This window comes from Pseudomonas sp. H3(2019) (assembly GCF_007713465.1).
In the GTDB taxonomy this organism is placed as follows: Bacteria; Pseudomonadota; Gammaproteobacteria; order Pseudomonadales; family Pseudomonadaceae; genus Aquipseudomonas.
In genome coordinates this window covers 339,681-357,268 of sequence record NZ_VMSG01000001.1, presented here as the reverse complement: position 1 = coordinate 357,268, position 17,588 = coordinate 339,681, and the positions used below count along the sequence as shown (strand labels likewise).

Sequence of the window (17,588 nt, the reverse complement as noted above, 5' to 3'; positions counted from 1 at the left end):
TTTACGACATACGCCCAAAGAGCGACCACTGACCAGCAGTCGCGACACGCTCGGCGTAGCTGCCGAAGGCTGCGGCAGCTCCTATAGAAGGTTCAGCGCACCGTCGCGTGTAGTCATGTGCATAATTGCCTAACGTCTTTGTATTTTTCTGACAGACACATCGCGTGTGCTCCCCCGCCAATCTTGGGTACAGTGCGCACCATCATCGACCACGGAGCCGGCCATGACCGACAAGAGCCAACAATTCGCCAGCGACAACTATTCCGGTATCTGCCCGGAAGCCTGGGCCGCCATGGAACAGGCCAATCAAGGCCACCAACGCGCCTATGGCGACGATGAGTGGACGGCACGCGCCTCGGACGATTTCCGCAAATTGTTCGAAACCGACTGCGAAGTGTTCTTCGCCTTCAACGGCACCGCCGCCAACTCCCTGGCGCTGTCGTCACTGTGCCAGAGCTACCACAGCGTGATCTGCTCGGAAACCGCCCACGTCGAAACCGACGAATGCGGCGCGCCGGAATTCTTCTCCAACGGCTCCAAGCTGCTGATCGCACGCACTGAAAACGGCAAGCTGACTCCGGAATCGATCCGCGAAATCGCCCTCAAGCGCCAGGACATTCACTACCCGAAACCGCGCGTCGTAACCCTGACCCAGGCCACCGAAGTCGGCAGCGTCTATACCCCGGAAGAAATCCGCGCCATCAGCGCCACCTGCAAGGAACTGGGCCTGAACCTGCACATGGACGGCGCACGCTTCTCCAACGCCTGCGCGTTCCTCAACTGCTCGCCCGCCGACCTGACCTGGAAAGCCGGCGTTGACGTGTTGTGCTTCGGCGGCACGAAAAACGGCATGGCGGTGGGTGAGGCGATTCTGTTCTTCAACCAGAAACTCGCTGAAGACTTCGACTACCGCTGCAAGCAGGCCGGGCAACTGGCGTCGAAAATGCGTTTCCTCTCGGCGCCATGGGTCGGCCTGCTGGAAAACGACGCCTGGCTCAAACACGCTCGCCACGCCAACTACTGCGCGCAGTTGCTGGCCGAACTGGTGAGCGACATTCCAGGCGTTGAACTGATGTTCCCGGTACAAGCCAACGGCGTGTTCCTGCAACTCTCAGAATCGGCCGTCGCAGCACTGACCGCCAAGAGCTGGCGTTTCTACACCTTCATCGGCAAAGGCGGCGCCCGCTTCATGTGCTCGTGGGATACCGAAGAAGAGCGGGTCCGGGAGTTGGCGGCGGATATTCGCGAAGTGATGTCCCGCTAACCCCCACCACTCTGATCGTTCCCACGCGGAGCGTGGGAATGCAGCCCGGGACGCTCTGCGTCCCTTCCCCCGGAGTAACGGGTTAAAACTCGATCCGCACATCCCCCTTCGGCACGCTGCAGCACGACAGAATATAACCCTCGGCTTCGTCTTCTTCGGTGATCCCGCCGTTGTGCTCCATCTCGACCTCCCCGCCCAGCTTCATCACCTTGCACGTTCCGCAGATCCCCATGCCGCAGGCTTTCGGAATCAACAGGCCAAGCTTGGCGGCGGCGGCGTGGACGGTTTCGCCCGGTGCCACGCGGATGCTTTTGCCGGATGCGGTGAATTCCACCTGATGCAGATCCGCCACATCGACTTCCGGGGCGTCGGCCGCTTGTTCGGCTTGCTCCACCGCATCGGCACGGGCCTCGGGCGGTGTAGCACCGAAAGACTCTTCGTGGTAACGCTTCATGTCGAAGCCCGCGGCTTCCAGCAGGCGTTTGACCGCATGCATGTAAGGGGTCGGGCCGCAGCAGAAGACCTCACGCTCAAGGAAGTCCGGCGCCATCAGCTCCAGCATTTTATGATTCAGGTAGCCGCGATAACCGGCCCAAGGCTCACCCAGTCCGTGCTTCTCACAGATCAGGTGCAGGCTGAAGTTGTCGATCCGCGACGCCATGTGCTCCAGCTCGCGGTGGTAAATGATGTCTTTCGGCGAGCGGGCGCTGTGGATAAACACCATGTCGACGTTGCCGTTGGTGTCGTAGAACCAGCGAGCCATGGACATTACCGGCGTGATCCCGACGCCACCGCTGAGATAGAGCACTTTCGGTGCGGTGAAATCCATCGCGTTGAACAGCCCGACCGGCCCGTGCACCGCCAGTTCCTGACCTTCGTGCAGGGTGTCGTGCAACCAGTTGGAAACCTTGCCGCCCGGCACGCGCTTGATGGTTACCGAAAAGCTGTAAGGCACCGACGGCGAACTGGAAATAGTGTACGAACGCATGATCGGCACACCGTCGATTTCCAGCTCCAGGGTGACGAACTGTCCCGGTTTGAAGAAGAACATGATCGGCTGGTCGGCCATGAAGCAGAAGGTCCGCACGTCCCAGGTTTCCTGGATGACTTTGACGCAACGGACAATGTGCCGACCATTGGCCCAGGTCTGGGTGGTTACCGGGTTCAGGAAACTATTGGACATACTGATCTCCACGGCCGACTGTCGGCCTCATGTTGCCAATTCTGCGTATAGCGCAGATTGCCCATTTACCTATCTGCGACATTCACATGCTTATCGCGACCAGCCCACAACCACCGGGGGTTGAGCGTCGGGAACAGATTGGGGCATGTCGCCCATGGATAAGGTTCTGGCCCGCGTCGGGCCCACACTCGCTCCAACAGATAAACGCTGTTTTCTGCCTTGCGTTGCACTAACCGTAGCCACTATTCGCCGGCCACACAGATGGCCATGAGGACTTAAACGATGGACGTCACCACTACCCTGAGCTTGGGCGATCCACTGGAACCCGCACGCAAGGCCACCGCGCAGATGCTGCAAGAGCGCGAGCGTACGTTTTCGCTGCCACAGCCGTTCTACTCTGATGAGCGGTTGTTTGATATCGACATGCAGGAGATCTTCCAGAAAGAGTGGCTGATCGCCGGCATGACCTGCGAAATCCCGACCAAGGGCAACTACCTGACCCTGCAGATCGGCAAGAACCCGATCATCGTGATTCGCGGTGCAGAAGGCGTGGTCCATGCGTTCCATAACGTCTGCCGCCACCGCGGCTCGCGCCTGTGCACCAGCGAAAAAGGCAAAGTCGCCAAGCTGGTCTGCCACTACCACCAGTGGACCTACGAACTCGATGGGCGCCTGCTGTTCGCCGGCTCCGAGATGGGCGACGACTTCGACATGAAGCAGTACGGCCTGAAACCGGTCAACGTGAAGACCGCTGGCGGCTACATCTTCGTCAGCCTCGCGGAAAACCCGCCGGCCATCGATGACTTCCTGTCGACACTGAACCATTACATGGAACCGTACGACATGGAGAACACCAAGGTGGCGGTGCAAACCACCCTGGTGGAACAGGCCAACTGGAAACTGGTACTGGAAAACAACCGCGAGTGCTACCACTGCAACGCGTCGCACCCGGCACTGCTGAAAACCCTGCTGGAATGGGACGACGTCACCGACCCGCGTGCCGACCAGGCGTTCAAGGACCACGTAGCCGCTTCTGCCGCTGCCTGGGAAGCCGAGAAGATTCCTTACGCACACGCCAGCTTCGGCCTGCGTAACCGTATCGTGCGCATGCCGCTGCTCAAGGGCACCGTGTCGATGACCCTCGACGGCAAGCAAGCCTGCAAGAAACTCATGGGCCGGATCCAGAACCCGGACCTCGGCTCGATGCGTATCCTGCACCTGCCACACTCGTGGAACCACTGCATGGGCGATCACATCATTGTGTTCACCGTGTGGCCGATCAGCGCACAGGAAACCATGGTCACCACCAAATGGCTGGTGCACAAGGACGCTGTCGAAGGCGTGGATTACGACGTCGAGCGCATGCGTGAAGTCTGGGATGCGACCAACAACGAAGACCGTCGCCTGGCCGAAGAGAACCAGCGCGGGATCAACTCCACGGCGTACCAGCCAGGCCCGTACTCCAAGACTTACGAGTTCGGCGTAGTGAACTTCGTGGATTGGTACAGCGAGCGCCTGTTGAACAACCTGGGGGCCGAGCCTGCGCCTTACCTCAAAGGTGTGCCGGTTCACGGTTAAGATCCTCAAGATCAAAAGATCGCAGCCTGCGGCAGCTCCTACGGAATCACATGATCCCTGTAGGAGCTGCCGCAGGCCGCGATCTTTTTTTTGCTCCAATCTATAGAACTGTACGAAATATGATCTATCGCGTTCCAGCCTATAAGGGACGTGGCGTGCAGCCTTCAGCAAACAAGTTATCCACACCTCCACCCACAGCTAATGGGGACAACTGTGGAAACACTGAAAGTTTTCTCCACAGAAACTGAAGAAAATCCGTGACTTATTCAATTGATCGGTTTTCGACAGCCATTGACTATTTTTTAATCAAAACCCTGTAAGGCACGTTATTCATGGCTCACAGAGGACCGCAAACACCTTATCCACAGAAGCGCCAACAGACTTTGGGGGCAACTGTGCAAACTATTCAGTGCGCTGTGGAAAACCACGTCCAGGCTGCATATTTCGTGGGTTTGAACAGTCAGCGGAGGGTAAAAACCCGCATTTGGTCATTTATTAACCAAAAGCTTGAAAGCCAAGACCTGCATGGCTTACAGCGGACAGCAAACATCTTATCCACAGAAGCGCCAACAGAGATTGGGGGCAAGTCGTGAACCAGCGATTCCCTTACCCACTGAAAAAAGCTCGAAAAAACGCGGGGTCAGGCTGGTTGTTTTTCGTACAAGGGCTTACAGGGCTTGATGCGCGTGGGGTGCAGCGAGGGGTGAACATGTTATCCACAGAAGCGCTAACAGGGATTGTGGGTAAATGCATAACAACTGTGGGAGAGCGCTTGCTCCCACAGGGATTTGCTTATGCTTAAGGCCGATACATCAAATAGGCTTCACCCGTGACCCGAATCATCGGGTGGGGTGTGATCCGGCAGGTATCGACGATACGAAAGCCATGTCGCTCGTAAAACCGACGGGCGCCAGTGTTCGCCGCATAGTCGATCAAGCTCAAGCCATTGAGCCCCAACTGGTTGGCACGGTCATAAGCGTAGGCGAGGAATTGTTGGCCCAGGCCCTGATTGCGCCAGCCCTCATGCAGCGCCAGGCTCGAAATATAGAGGGTGTCGGGGATTTCCAGCTTGGCATACGGCGCCAGGACCGGATCGGTGACGGGAGCTGCCAGCGGATCGTGACGCATCACGTAACTGTGCAGCATGCCAATGACCTTCCCCTCTGCCTGCGCGATCAGGCAGTTTTGATAGGAGAAATCGACGTCTTCACGGGCGTAGCGACTGGCACCGACCTCCAGCAGGTCCTGGCCGGGCTCCGCCAGTTGACTCCAGATGTAATCCGCGGCGCCTTCTGATGAAATCTGAAACAAGCGAGCAATCTCCCGCGCATCCGCGCGCAGGGCTGCACGAAACTCAACGGTCATTATTTTTCCTTGTGGGAGCGAGCTTGCTCGCGAAAGCGGTGTATCAGCGGCATGTATATCAACTGACACACCGCATTCGCGAGCAGGCTCGCTCCCACATTGATTTGTGATGGTTGTGAGTCAGCGAACCACGCCTTCTTCAATCAGCAACTTGAGAATCGCCTCAGCCCCGGCCTCGGCACTCAAGCCCTTGAGCACTTGCCCACCGCCACCGCTGGCCTTGGCCGTTGCGGCTTTCATCCGGTCGGCACCGCTCTTGGCCTTGATCACTTTCAGGCGTTTGGGCCGTGGCTTGGCCGGTTGCAACGTTGCAACCGCGAGCAATTCATCGTTGATAATTTCAACGTCTTCGGCGTGTAACACGCCGCGTCGAGCCGGGCCGAAGGCACTTTGCCGAGGTTTTGGCGCGGCGTTATCCACCGTGGCGAGAAACGGCAGGCGCACTTTCAAGCGTCGACGCTGGCCACGCGGCAAGGCTTGCAGCACCAGGGCCGAACTGCCGTCGATGGACTCGACCTGTGCCAGCCCGACCACCAGCGGCCAGCCCAGGCTTTCCGCCAGCAGGAACGGCAACATGCCCGAGCCTTCACCGGTTTCCGCCTGACTGCCGGTCAGCACCACCTGAGCGCCGGCATCGCGCAAATAAGCGCTCAACGCTGGCAGCGCATCAGCGCCTTGGGGCTGTTCGAGCACGAGCAGCTGTTCCAGGCCCATGCCCAGATAAGCCCGCAGCGCAGGTTCCTCGACATCACCGGCGTGCAGCACTTGCAGGTTATCCCCAGCCAATTGCAGACCGAGTTCAACCGCCCGCGCATCCTGCTCGGCGCGGCGTGGCCGGCCCGAAGTCGGGTGGGCGCCGATCGACACCAGGCTGATTACATGAGTACTCATAACCCTTTCCTTCTCTTAAGCCGCATCGCGCTTGGCGTCGTTGCGGTAAGCCTCTACCGCTGCGATCAAGGCCTGAAGAATGTCTGCGCTCTCACCTATCACCGACAGGTCGGCGCGTTTGATCATGTCGCAGCCAGGATCGAGGTTGATCGCCACCACCTTGTCGCAGGCACCGATGCCTTGCAGGTGCTGGATCGCCCCGGAAATCCCCACCGCCACGTAGACCCGCGCCGTGACCCAGGTGCCGCTGGCGCCGACCTGACGGTCGCGGGCCATGAAACCATCGTCCACCGCTACCCGCGATGCGCCTTCGGTCGCGCCCAACGCCGCCGCCGTCCTGTGGAAAAGATTCCAGTCCTTGACCCCGTTGCCGCCCGAGAAAATGAACTCGGCCTCGGCCATCGGAATCGCTGCCGGGTCGACTGCCACTGCACCCAGGTCCTCGATCCGCGACAGACTGCGCGCAACCGTTGTGGATAACTCCACCGGCAACGCTTCGTGACGGGTTTCGCTGACCGGCTCGGCACACTCCACCGCCGCCAGAATCAACCGTGCGACAGGCCGTGCCAAGTCTTGCAGACCGGCACCGGCGCGGCCGATGCACGCTTGATCCTTGACCTGCCAGACCCGCGTGGCCGGGCGCTCGCCGAGTGCCGCGGCAAAGCGCCGACCCAGCTCACCGCCACCGGTGCGGCTGTCCGGCAGCAGCCAGTGACGAGGGCTGAACTGGTTATCCACAGCCCGTAGACCCTGCACCCGCTGTTCCGGTGCATAACCCTCGAATTCTTCGCCATCCAGCACCAACAGGCGGTCGACGCCCGCTGTGGCGAAGGCGGTTTCCTTGTGGTCGCCAAAGACCACCGCCAGCACCGCACCGTCCTTGCCGGCCAGTTGATGGGCCAGGCCCAGCAGGTCGCGGTCGTGGCTGCTCAAACGGCCGCCGACCATGTCCGGCACCACGCTGATGTAGAACGCCGGTGCAGCCACCTGATGCAGCGGCAATTGCACTTCAACGGCGGCCGTACGCTTGGTCGCCCCGCCCTGCTGTGCACCACTGCGGTCAATCCGCTTGATGCCATTGGGGCCGATGAAACCAATGCCGTGAGGATTCTTGCGAATGATCCCGTTGGGCCCCATCCAGCTGTGTTCCACCGGTTGCATGGCGGCATGCAGCGGATGCAGACGGTTGCGGGCGATCCATTCAGCGCGCGGATCGCGGCGGATAATGTCGCTCATCAGTGGGCCTCCGCAGGTTGACGTTTAGTCGGTGCCGGTGACTTGCTGGGCGCCGCGTCTTCGAGCAGCGCGTCGGCCACCAGTTCGGCGATGTCCTTGATCAGCGGCCGTGGTTCGACCACGCCTTCGAGCATCGCAGTGCACTGCGGGCAACCCACGGCCACCAGTTCGGCGCCGGTTTCGCGAATGTCGTCCATGCGCATGTCGGGGATCCGTTGCTTGCCCGGAATGTCGGTGATCGGCGCACCGCCACCACCGCCGCAGCAGCGCGAGCGGAAACCGGAACGTTGCATTTCCTTGACCTCGATCCCCAGCGCACGCAGTACCTGGCGCGGCGCCTCGTATTCGCCGTTGTAGCGGCCGAGGTAGCACGGGTCGTGATAGGTCACGCTGTCGCCTTTGTGCTGCCCCAGATTGAGTGCGCCAGCGTCGATGATTTCCGCCATGTAGGTGCTGTGGTGCTGCACCAGGTAGTTGCCATCGAAGGCGCCGTATTCGTTCTTCAGCACGTGAAAGCTGTGCGGATCGCAGGTGACGATGCGGTTGAAGCTGTATTTGGCCAGGGTCTGGATGTTGCGTTTGGCCAGCAGCTGGAAGGTCGCTTCGTCGCCCAGACGGCGAGCCACATCGCCGCTGTCACGCTCTTCGAGACCGAGCACGGCAAAGTCGACTTTCGCGGCTTTCAGCACTTTGACGAAGGCACGCAAGGTGCGCTGGTTGCGCATGTCGAACGCACCGTCGCCAACCCAGAACAGCACGTCGGTGGATTTCTTCTCGCTGAGCAGTGTCAGGTTCAGGTCCGCCGCCCAGTTCATCCGCCCGCCCGGAGCGAAACCGCCAGGGTTGTCGGTGGCAATCAGGTTTTCCAGGACTTCGGCGCCCTTGTTCGGGGTCGCGCCTTTTTCCAGGGTCAGATGGCGGCGCATGTCGACGATGGCGTCAACGTGCTCGATCATCATTGGGCATTCTTCAACGCAGGCACGGCAGGTGGTGCAAGACCACAGGGTTTCTGCGTCCACCAGACCGTTGACGATCGGTTGATGCGGATTGCCCGCGTGCTCGCCAATTGGCTTGCCTGGATACGGGCTGCCGGCGAACTTGGCATCGGTGCCACCGGCCAGGCCGACGACCATGTCCTGAATCAGTTTTTTCGGGTTCAGCGGCTGGCCAGCGGCAAACGCCGGGCACGCGGCTTCGCATTTACCGCACTGCACGCAGGCGTCAAAGCCGAGCAGTTGGTTCCAGGTAAAATCCTTGGGTTTTTCCACACCCAAGGGGGCTTGCGGATCGTTCAGGTCAAGCGGTTTAAGACCCGTAGAACGACCACCGCCAAAACGTTCGGCGCGACGGTGCCAGGCCAGGTGCAAGGCACCGGCGAAGGCGTGCTTCATCGGCCCGCCCCAGGTCATGCCGAAGAACAATTCGGATACGCCCCACAGCACGCCAACACCGAGGATCGCCGCCAACAGCCAGCCACCGAAGTTTTCCGGAAGGATGCCCGCCACCGGCAAGGTCACCAGGAAAAACGACACCGAGAATGCCAACAAGCTTTTCGGCAGGCGCATCCACGGACCTTTGGATAAACGCGCCGGCGGGTTGCGCCGACGCAGGTAAACAAAGACCGCACCGACGAACATCACGGCCGTCATCAGCAACAGTGCATAACCGAGGAAGCGGTTATGCAGGCCAAAACCGTGAACCAGAATCGCCAGCACGATGGACGCCACCGCACCACCCGCCGTGGCGACGTGGGTGTTGGCGATGTATTTGTCCCGCGCCACCACGTGGTGCAGATCGACCATATAGCGTTTGGGCATGGCCAGCAGGCCGCCGATCAGATCGACCTTGGACGCACGGCCCCGGCGCCACATGGCCACCCGCCGCAACGCGCCCAGGACAGCCAGGCCCAGGGCAGCAAACAGCAGGATGGGAAGAAGGGTGTTTAGCATGGTGGAGCTCCCAAAGACCTCGGGGTCTATGATCGTTCCCACGCTCTGCGTGGGAATGCAGCCCGTGACGCTCCGCGCCACATCAAAAGCGGACGCGGAGCGTCCATTGAGGCATTCCCACGCGGAGCGTGGGAACGATCAATTCGGTACTTAAAAATCCTTGCAAAGCCGCAGTGCGTCGTAGATCGCCGCATGCGTGTTGCGCTGGGCTACGCAGTCACCGATGCGGAACAGCAAGTAGCCGTCACCTGCCTGGCTCAGCGAAGGCTGAGGCTTGATCGCGAACAGGGCTTCGATGTCCATCTGGCCTTTGTTGCGCGAGCCTTCCTTCAGTGCGTAGTAGATTTCTTCGTCCGGCCGCACGCCGTTCTCGACCACGACCTGGTCAACCACCCGCTCCTCTTTGGCGCCGGTGTATTCGTTTTCCAGCACCGCCACCAGCTTGTCGCCTTCGCGGTAGACCTTATCGAGCATCATGTCGCCAGTCATGATCACTTCTTTCGGGTACATGCTGCGGTAGTACGTCGGGAACGACGTACCGCCGATGGCCACACCCGGCTTGATGTCGTCGGTGACGATCTCGACCTGGCTGCCCTTGTCCGCAAGGAAGTCGGCAACCGACATCCCGGTGAACTCGCAAATGGTGTCGTAGACCAGCACGTTTTTACCCGGCGCAACCTTGCCGTCGAGCACGTCCCAACTGCTGACCACCAGGCCTTCAGCCGCGCCCCAGTGTTCGTTCTGCTCAAGGAACGGATGACCGCCAACGGCGAGCACCACGATGTCCGGACGCAGGTCGAGAATGGTCGCCGCGTCGGCGGCCACGCCCAGGCGCAGGTCGACTTTCAATCGCGCCAGTTCCAGCTGGAACCAACGGGTAATACCGGCGATCTGGTCCCGTTGCGGGGCTTTCGAGGCGGTAGTGATCTGTCCGCCGATAAATTCTTTTTTCTCGAACAGGGTCACGTCGTGGCCACGTTCGGCGGCTACACGTGCGGCTTCCATCCCCGCAGGGCCGGCACCGACCACCACGACTTTACGTTTCACACCGGTCGATTTCTCGATGATGTGCGGTACACCCATGTATTCACGGGAGGTCGCGGCGTTCTGGATGCACAAAACGTCCAGGCCCTGGTACTGACGGTCGATGCAGTAGTTGGCACCCACGCATTGTTTGATCTGGTCGATCTGGCCCATCTTGATCTTGGCGATCAGGTGCGGGTCGGCAATGTGCGCACGGGTCATGCCGACCATGTCGACGTAACCGCCTTCCAGAATACGGGTCGCCTGGTTCGGGTCCTTGATGTTCTGCGCGTGCAGCACCGGGGCCTTGACCACTTCCTTGATACCGGCCGCCAGGTGCAGGAACGGCTCCGGTGGATAACTCATGTTGGGGATAACGTTGGCCAGGGTGTTGTGGGTATCGCACCCCGAGCCCACGACGCCGATGAAGTCGATCATGCCGGTGTCGTCGTAATACTTGGCGATCTGCTTCATGTCCTCATGGCTCAGGCCATCAGGGTGGAATTCGTCACCGCAGATACGGATGCCGACGCAGAAATCCGGACCGACTTCCTTGCGCACAGCCTTGATCACTTCCAGGCCGAAACGCATGCGGTTTTCGAAGCTGCCGCCCCATTCGTCGGTACGTTTGTTGACGCGCGGGCTCCAGAACTGGTCGATCATGTGCTGGTGCACGGCCGACAGTTCAACGCCGTCCAGGCCACCGGCCTTGGCACGCGCGGCGGCGCTGGCGTAGTTGCCGATCACCCGCCAGATTTCTTCCGGCTCGATGGTTTTGCAGGTCGCGCGGTGCACCGGTTCACGGATGCCCGACGGCGACAGCAGGGTCGGCCAATGCTCGCCGTCCCAACGCGAACGACGGCCCATGTGGGTAATCTGGATCATGATCTTGGCGCCATGCTTGTGCATGGCATCGGCCAGGTTCTGGAAGTGCGGAATAATCCGGTCGTCGGCCAGGTTGACCGATTTCCACCAGCCTTGCGGGCTGTCGATGGCCACGCTGGAAGAACCGCCGCAAATCGCCAGGCCGATCCCGCCCTTGGCTTTCTCTTCGTAGTACTTCACGTACCGATCGGTGGTCATGCCGCCGTCGGTGGCGTAAACCTCGGCGTGCGCGGTGCTGAGCACGCGGTTGCGGATGGTCAGTTTGCCGATTTGAATCGGCTGGAACATTGCTTCGAAAGCCATGGCAGGATCCTCGACTTACAACGGCTTGACGGTGAACAAGCCGTCGTCGTGGCCTTCTTCGGAGCCACCGTAAACCTGTTCGGCAACAGTGCGAATCTTGCTGCCGCGCGCTTGCAGGATCTGGTCCATGGCACCGGCAAACCAGCCAGTGAACATGTAGTCGACCTTGCGTCCGACCTTGCCGTAGACGTAGACGAACGCCGAGTGTTCGAGCTTGACGCTGGCGGTGCCTTTGTCGAGGTCGATGTCCTGGATCTTGAACAGGCCCCAGCCACGTTGCGACAGGCGCTTCATGTAGTGCTCGAACACCGCAACGCCTTCCAGGCCGTGGCATTCCGCTTCTTTTTCACACCAGTGCCAGGCGGACTTGTAGCCGGCCTTGTAGAGGATCTCGGCATAGGCATCGCTGCCCAGCACTTCCTCGATGCCCATGTGGTTGTTGACGAAGAAGTGACGCGGCACATACAGCATCGGCAGGGCGTCAGAGGTCCAGACACCGGTTTCGCTGTCGACTTCGATTGGCAGTTGAGGGGCGATCTTGGCCATGAAAACTTAACTCCGGAAAATTCGTTGTGTTGCCCGCTGCACGGATGGCAGCGGGTAAGGATTCAGAGGTGTGGCGGCTTATTCGCCCCAGACGTCCTTGAGAACGTTGACCCAGTTTTCGCCCATGATCTTGCGCACTACCCGCTCGGAATGGCCGCGCTTGAGCAGCGTCTCGGTCAGGTTCGGGAACTCGCCCACGGTGCGGATGCCCAGCGGGTTGATGATCTTGCCGAAGTTGGTCAGACGACGGGCATAGCCCTTGTCGTGGGTCAGCATTTCGAAGAAGTCCTGGCCATGACCCTGGGTGAAGTCGGTGCCGATACCGATCGCGTCTTCACCGACGATGTTCATGGTGTATTCGATGGCTTCGGCGTAGTCGTCGATGGTCGAATCGATGCCTTTGGCGAGGAATGGCGCGAACATGGTCACGCCGACAAAACCGCCATGGTCGGCAATGAACTTCAGTTCTTCATCAGACTTGTTGCGCGGGTGCTCTTTGAGACCCGACGGCAGGCAGTGGGAGTAGCACACTGGTTTTTTCGATTCGAGGATGACTTCTTCGGACGTCTTGGAGCCGACGTGGGACAGGTCGCACATGATGCCGGCGCGGTTCATCTCCGCGACAATTTCACGACCGAAACCGGACAGGCCGCCGTCACGCTCGTAGCAACCGGTGCCCACCAGGTTCTGGGTGTTGTAGCACATCTGTACCACGCCAACCCCGAGCTGCTTGAAGATCTCGACGTAGCCGATCTGGTCTTCAAACGCATGGGCGTTCTGGAAGCCGAAGATGATCCCGGTCTTGCCCTGTTCTTTGGCCAGACGAATGTCGGCAGTGGTCTTGACCGGAATCACCAGGTCGCTGTTCTCGCGAATCAGTTTCTGGCTGGCAGCAATGTTGTTGATGGTCGCCTGGAACCCTTCCCACACCGACACGGTGCAGTTGGCCGCGGTCAGACCGCCCTTGCGCATGTCTTCAAACAGCTCGCGGTTCCACTTGGCAATGATCAGCCCGTCGATAACGATGCTGTCGGCGTGCAATTCGGCTGGGCTCATCAGGCAGTCCCCTATTAGCGATTCATGCGCCGAATCGTCTGCCGGCGCTTTGGGTCAGCATATGCTTGAGGGGCGGGGCAGCCGGGTGCAAAAACGACAGGGGAATTGCCGAAAGCGTCAATACGCGACAAAGGGTCTCACCAAGTGCCTTTTGCCCTCCTGTTCTTTCCCGAATACTTGGGCCAGAATTCGCCGCATCACTGGATGTTTCACTGGAACAAGGGGCGGCAACGCAATGAAATCGATCTTCCTGGCTTTGGCACTGATAGCGACCGGCGTACAGGCGGCAGAAGAAGCCGACAAAAACCCGTGCGATGCGGTGGAAAACGACGTCCAGACCCTGGAATGCTCGACCTATAGCAAAAACACCGCCGAACAACTGCTCAAGGACAATTTCCAGGGATTGCTGGATCGGATGAAAACCCAATATGCGAACAACAAGGCGCAGTTGGCAGACATCACCGGCAAACTCCAGACCGCCGAACAGCTCTGGATGAAATCGCGGGATGCCGATTGCGCGATTGCAGCGTTCCCGGCAGCGGTAGGCAGCAAGACCTACACCATGGACCTGAACGATTGCCTGGCGAGCAAGAGCGACGAACGGTCGGAGTTTTTGGAGTCGATCGGGCAGCAATAAACGCGACTCTACTGCCCTGCAACAGCACCATCATCTGAAGGCGTGTTCATGAAATTCTGCGGCATCGAAATCAAAGGCAGCGAGGCGATCTTCGCCGTCGCCTCCCTCGACAATCAGGTGCTGACTCACGTCGCCCTGAACACCAAGAAAATCGCCCTCGACGACGATGACGAAGCCGCCAACGTCAAAGCTTTCGCCGCGCAGGTCGGCACCTTTGTTCGTGACAACGGCATCGAGCGCATCGCAATCAAGAAGCGCAGTAAAAAAGGCGAGTTCGCCGGCGGCCCGACCACCTTCAAGATCGAAGGGGTTTTCCAGTTGCTGGACAACTGCGAAGTGACGCTGCTGTCACCGCAGACCATCAATGCGCAGAACAAGAAGTTCGACTTTGAATTGCCGGCGACGCTGAACAAGTATCAGCATGAGGCGTACAAAGCGGCGTGTTCTGCCCTTATGAAGAAATAAGCCCGCACACCACCACTGATCGTTCCCACGCTCCCGCGTGGGAACGATCATGCCTTGACGGTACGTCGATCCTCGCGCGGGCAGCGGGCAAACCGTGTCCGATAACTGCGGGTGAAATACGACGGCGACTCGAACCCGCAGGCGATGCTCACTTCCAGCACGCTCATGTCGGTCTGGCGCAGCAGTTGCCGGGCTTTTTCCAGTCTTAGCCCCAGGTAGAAATTGCTCGGGGTGTCGTTGAGGTGCAAGCGGAACAGGCGCTCAAGCTGACGTCGCGTCACCTTGATCGACTCCGCCAGCTCCAGCGTGCTGAGCGGCGGCTCGCTGTGCTGTTCCATCTCGCCAATCACTTGCACCAGTTTCTTGTTGCTGATGCCATAGCGCGTGGCGATCTGCATGCGCTGGTGGTCTTTGCGCGGGCGGATGCGCCCGAGCACGAATTGTTCGCTGACCTGGATCGCCAACTCGGGGCCGTGAGCCTGGGCGATCAAATCGAGCATCAGGTCGATAGAGGCTGTGCCACCAGCCGAGGTGATACGGCGACGGTCGATTTCGAACAGCTCCTGGGTCACGCTGAGCTGTGGATAAGACTCCTTGAAGGCATCGATGGCTTCCCAGTGCAGGGTCACGCGATGGCCATCGAGCAGCCCTGCTTCGGCGAGAACAAAACTGCCGGTGTCGATGCCGCCGAGGGTCACGCCGTCGTGATCGAGGCGGCGCAGCCAGTGCGCAAGTGCCGGGTTGACGAACTTCAGCGGTTCGAACCCGGCAACCACCAGCAAAGTCGCGCCTTTTTTCAGCGGTTCCAGCGCCGCATCGGCGTTGAGCGACATGCCGTTGCTGGCCAATACCGGGCCGCCGTCGGCGCTCAGCACATGCCAGCGGTACAGCTCGCCGCGAAAGCGGTTGGCCACCCGCAACGGTTCGATCGCCGAGATGAAACCGATGGCCGAGAAACCCGGCATCAACAGAAAGTAGAAATCCTGGGACATGGAACGCACTCGGATGGCGGGCAGCGTGTGGACGTTGATACGCCAGTTGCAAGCGACAGACAAGAGCACAGGTCGCTGCAGTGCAAGAGCTGGTCGCCGCTGTGCGTTTTCCGCCCTGTTCAGCTGCGTAACGTGACATCACCGGTGCACAGAGATACCGGAACCCACAATAACGACCTGCCGAGGATCCCACCATGAAACGACTGATCAGCAGCTGCGTTCTCGCACTCAGTGGTACCGCTTTCTTGAGTTCCGGCGCGATGGCTGCCGACCCCACCGCCTGCCAGAACGTGCGCATGGGTGTGGTGAACTGGACCGACGTGATCGCCACCAGCGCCATGACCCAGGTTCTGCTCGATGGCCTCGGCTACAAGACCAAACAAACCAGTGCTTCCCAGCAAATCATTTTCGCCGGCATCCGCGACCAGCGCCTGGACATGTTCCTTGGCTACTGGAACCCGTTGATGACCCAGACCATCACCCCGTTTGTCGCCGGCAAGCAGGTGACCGTCCTGAGCGAACCCAGCCTCAAGGATGCCCGCGCCACGCTGGCCGTGCCGACTTACCTCGCCGACAAGGGCCTGAAAACCTTCGCCGACATCGCCAAGTTCGAAAAAGAACTGGGCGGCAAGATCTACGGCATCGAGCCAGGTTCGGGCGCCAACACCCAGATCAAGGAAATGATCGCCAAGAACCAGTTCGGCCTGGGCAAATTCCAGCTGGTCGAATCCAGTGAGGCCGGCATGCTCGCAGCGGTGGATCGCGCCGTACGACGCAACGAAGCCGTGGTGTTCTTCGGCTGGGCACCGCACCCGATGAACGTCAACGTGAAAATGACCTACCTCACCGGCAGCCAGGACGCCCTGGGCCCGAACGAAGGCTCGGCCACCGTCTGGACCGTGACCGCCCCGAACTATGCCAGCCAGTGCCCGAACGTCAGCCGCTTGCTCAGCAACCTGACCTTCACCGCCGAAGACGAGAGCCGGATGATGCAGCCGCTGCTCGATCACAAGGACGCTTTCGAATCGGCCAGGCAATGGCTCAAGGATCACCCGCAAGACAAGCAGCGCTGGCTTGAAGGCGTGACCACGTTCGACGGCAAACCGGCCGCCCAGAACCTGCAACTGACCAGTCAATAACATCGAAATGAATACCGATTCGCAGCCGGTTCGGCTGCGAGCGGGCCCGCTACGCCCAAAAACCACGCCCAGAAAATCAGGCCTGAAGGAAAACCCCACCATGAACCACGACGTCATCATCACCTGCGCACTCACCGGTGCTGGCGACACGACCGCCAAAAGCCCACACGTGCCGGTCACCCCGAAACAGATTGCCGCCGCCGCGGTAGAAGCCGCCAAAGCCGGCGCCACCGTGGTCCACTGCCACGTACGCAACCCTGAAACCGGCAAGTTCAGCCGCGATGTGGCGCTGTACCGTGAAGTGATGGAGCGCATTCGCGAAGCGGACGTCGACATCATCGTCAACCTGACAGCTGGCATGGGTGGCGACCTGGAAATCGGCGCTGGCGAGAACCCGATGGAGTTTGGCCCGAACACCGACCTCGTCGGCCCGCTGACCCGTCTGGCCCATGTCGAAGCGCTGCTGCCGGAAATCTGCACGCTCGATTGCGGCACCCTGAACTTCGGCGACGGCGACACCATTTACGTCTCCACCCCGGCTCAGCTGCGCGCTGGCGCCAAACGCATTCAAGAGCTGGGCGTAAAAGCCGAGCTGGAAATCTTCGACACCGGTCACCTGTGGTTTGCCAAACAGTTGATCAAGGAAGGCCTGCTCGACGACCCGCTGTTCCAGCTGTGCCTGGGCATCCCATGGGGCGCACCGGCTGACACCACCACCATGAAAGCCATGGTCGACAACCTGCCGGCCAATGCGGTCTGGGCCGGGTTTGGCATCGGTCGCATGCAAATGCCAATGGCGGCTCAAGCGGTGCTGCTGGGCGGCAACGTGCGGGTCGGACTGGAAGACAACATCTGGCTGGATCGCGGCGTACTGGCGACCAACGGCCAACTGGTCGAACGCGCCAGCGAAATCCTCAGCCGCCTCGGCGCCCGCGTCCTGACCCCAGCCGAAGGCCGGGCGAAGATGGGCCTGACCAAGCGCGGTTAAACCCAACACCAACCCGTAGCAGCAGCCGAACGCAGCCTCGTAAAACTCGTCAGCTGCTACGGGTACAGGAAATTCCATTTTTAACTTC

The 17,588-nt window shown here is 60.1% G+C and carries 15 protein-coding genes; 6 read left to right on the top strand and 9 right to left on the bottom strand.

The window, feature by feature from the left end:
* Positions 1–223: 223 nt before the first annotated feature.
* Complete coding sequence (locus FPT12_RS01745; RefSeq protein WP_145014364.1) at positions 224–1,264, top strand: low specificity L-threonine aldolase; 1,041 nt, start codon at positions 224–226, stop codon at positions 1,262–1,264.
* 82 nt (positions 1,265–1,346) lie between these two features.
* On the opposite strand, the gene gbcB is transcribed toward FPT12_RS01745, so the two are convergent.
* On the bottom strand, positions 1,347–2,447 hold the full coding sequence (gene gbcB, locus FPT12_RS01740; RefSeq protein ID WP_145014363.1) for a glycine-betaine demethylase subunit GbcB: 1,101 nt from the start codon (positions 2,445–2,447) through the stop codon (positions 1,347–1,349).
* Positions 2,448–2,729: 282 nt separating this feature from the next.
* On the opposite strand from gbcB, the gene gbcA reads away from it, so the two are divergent.
* On the top strand, positions 2,730–4,025 hold the full coding sequence (gene gbcA / locus FPT12_RS01730; protein WP_103315865.1) for a glycine-betaine demethylase subunit GbcA: 1,296 nt from the start codon (positions 2,730–2,732) through the stop codon (positions 4,023–4,025).
* Positions 4,026–4,823: 798 nt separating this feature from the next.
* On the opposite strand, the gene FPT12_RS01725 is transcribed toward gbcA, so the two are convergent.
* The 7 genes from FPT12_RS01725 to FPT12_RS01695 all read right to left on the bottom strand — a co-directional run bounded on the left by FPT12_RS01725 (position 4,824) and on the right by FPT12_RS01695 (position 13,279).
* On the bottom strand, positions 4,824–5,390 hold the full coding sequence (locus FPT12_RS01725) for a GNAT family N-acetyltransferase (RefSeq protein WP_145014361.1): 567 nt from the start codon (positions 5,388–5,390) through the stop codon (positions 4,824–4,826).
* 120 nt (positions 5,391–5,510) lie between these two features.
* Positions 5,511–6,281 carry an electron transfer flavoprotein subunit beta gene (locus tag FPT12_RS01720; protein ID WP_145014360.1) on the bottom strand — a complete coding sequence of 257 codons (771 nt, stop codon included), beginning with the start codon at positions 6,279–6,281 and terminating at the stop codon, positions 5,511–5,513.
* A 15-nt stretch (positions 6,282–6,296) separates the two neighbouring features.
* Entirely contained in the window at positions 6,297–7,517 is a 1,221-nt protein-coding gene (locus FPT12_RS01715; protein ID WP_145014359.1) for an electron transfer flavoprotein subunit alpha/FixB family protein, read from the bottom strand.
* A complete protein-coding gene (dgcB, locus tag FPT12_RS01710) occupies positions 7,517–9,466 on the bottom strand; it encodes a dimethylglycine demethylation protein DgcB (protein WP_145014358.1) in 1,950 nt (649 codons plus the stop codon). The genes FPT12_RS01715 and dgcB overlap by 1 nt, the downstream gene beginning before the upstream one ends.
* 150 nt (positions 9,467–9,616) lie before the next feature.
* On the bottom strand, positions 9,617–11,677 hold the full coding sequence (gene dgcA, locus FPT12_RS01705; protein ID WP_145014357.1) for a dimethylglycine demethylation protein DgcA: 2,061 nt from the start codon (positions 11,675–11,677) through the stop codon (positions 9,617–9,619).
* 15 nt (positions 11,678–11,692) lie between these two features.
* Complete coding sequence (locus FPT12_RS01700) at positions 11,693–12,223, bottom strand: DUF5943 domain-containing protein (protein WP_099550381.1); 531 nt, start codon at positions 12,221–12,223, stop codon at positions 11,693–11,695.
* 78 nt (positions 12,224–12,301) lie between these two features.
* Positions 12,302–13,279 (bottom strand): dipeptidase, encoded by a 978-nt coding sequence (locus tag FPT12_RS01695; RefSeq protein WP_145014356.1) that lies wholly within the window; start codon positions 13,277–13,279, stop codon positions 12,302–12,304.
* A gap of 235 nt (positions 13,280–13,514) precedes the next feature.
* Between FPT12_RS01695 and FPT12_RS01690 the strand changes: the two genes are divergently transcribed.
* Both FPT12_RS01690 and FPT12_RS01685 read left to right on the top strand, forming a co-directional pair.
* Complete coding sequence (locus FPT12_RS01690) at positions 13,515–13,916, top strand: lysozyme inhibitor LprI family protein (RefSeq protein WP_019694004.1); 402 nt, start codon at positions 13,515–13,517, stop codon at positions 13,914–13,916.
* Between the two features lie 48 nt (positions 13,917–13,964).
* The gene (locus FPT12_RS01685) at positions 13,965–14,381 is read left to right on the top strand and encodes a DUF3010 family protein (protein WP_145014355.1); all 417 of its coding nucleotides are present in this window, start codon (positions 13,965–13,967) and stop codon (positions 14,379–14,381) included.
* Positions 14,382–14,428: 47 nt separating this feature from the next.
* Here FPT12_RS01685 and FPT12_RS01680 read toward each other — a convergent pair whose 3' ends face one another.
* A complete protein-coding gene (locus FPT12_RS01680) occupies positions 14,429–15,373 on the bottom strand; it encodes a GlxA family transcriptional regulator (protein WP_145014354.1) in 945 nt (314 codons plus the stop codon).
* A 194-nt stretch (positions 15,374–15,567) separates the two neighbouring features.
* Here FPT12_RS01680 and choX point away from each other — a divergent pair, with 194 nt between their 5' ends.
* On the top strand, positions 15,568–16,512 hold the full coding sequence (gene choX, locus FPT12_RS01675; protein ID WP_145014353.1) for a choline ABC transporter substrate-binding protein: 945 nt from the start codon (positions 15,568–15,570) through the stop codon (positions 16,510–16,512).
* Positions 16,513–16,612: 100 nt separating this feature from the next.
* A complete protein-coding gene (locus FPT12_RS01670) occupies positions 16,613–17,500 on the top strand; it encodes a 3-keto-5-aminohexanoate cleavage protein (RefSeq protein WP_071553009.1) in 888 nt (295 codons plus the stop codon).
* Positions 17,501–17,588 lie beyond the last annotated feature (88 nt).

Excerpts from the sequence above, each read along its gene's own strand:
- FPT12_RS01745 (WP_145014364.1), top strand. The coding sequence starts at position 224 with ATGACCGACAAGAGCCAACAATTCGCCAGCGACAACTATTCCGGTATC.
- gbcB (WP_145014363.1), bottom strand. The coding sequence starts at position 2,447 with ATGTCCAATAGTTTCCTGAACCCGGTAACCACCCAGACCTGGGCCAAT.
- gbcA (WP_103315865.1), top strand. The coding sequence starts at position 2,730 with ATGGACGTCACCACTACCCTGAGCTTGGGCGATCCACTGGAACCCGCA.
- FPT12_RS01725 (WP_145014361.1), bottom strand. The coding sequence starts at position 5,390 with ATGACCGTTGAGTTTCGTGCAGCCCTGCGCGCGGATGCGCGGGAGATT.
- FPT12_RS01720 (WP_145014360.1), bottom strand. The coding sequence starts at position 6,281 with ATGAGTACTCATGTAATCAGCCTGGTGTCGATCGGCGCCCACCCGACT.
- FPT12_RS01715 (WP_145014359.1), bottom strand. The coding sequence starts at position 7,517 with ATGAGCGACATTATCCGCCGCGATCCGCGCGCTGAATGGATCGCCCGC.
- dgcB (WP_145014358.1), bottom strand. The coding sequence starts at position 9,466 with ATGCTAAACACCCTTCTTCCCATCCTGCTGTTTGCTGCCCTGGGCCTG.
- dgcA (WP_145014357.1), bottom strand. The coding sequence starts at position 11,677 with ATGGCTTTCGAAGCAATGTTCCAGCCGATTCAAATCGGCAAACTGACC.
- FPT12_RS01700 (WP_099550381.1), bottom strand. The coding sequence starts at position 12,223 with ATGGCCAAGATCGCCCCTCAACTGCCAATCGAAGTCGACAGCGAAACC.
- FPT12_RS01695 (WP_145014356.1), bottom strand. The coding sequence starts at position 13,279 with ATGAGCCCAGCCGAATTGCACGCCGACAGCATCGTTATCGACGGGCTG.
- FPT12_RS01690 (WP_019694004.1), top strand. The coding sequence starts at position 13,515 with ATGAAATCGATCTTCCTGGCTTTGGCACTGATAGCGACCGGCGTACAG.
- FPT12_RS01685 (WP_145014355.1), top strand. The coding sequence starts at position 13,965 with ATGAAATTCTGCGGCATCGAAATCAAAGGCAGCGAGGCGATCTTCGCC.
- FPT12_RS01680 (WP_145014354.1), bottom strand. The coding sequence starts at position 15,373 with ATGTCCCAGGATTTCTACTTTCTGTTGATGCCGGGTTTCTCGGCCATC.
- choX (WP_145014353.1), top strand. The coding sequence starts at position 15,568 with ATGAAACGACTGATCAGCAGCTGCGTTCTCGCACTCAGTGGTACCGCT.
- FPT12_RS01670 (WP_071553009.1), top strand. The coding sequence starts at position 16,613 with ATGAACCACGACGTCATCATCACCTGCGCACTCACCGGTGCTGGCGAC.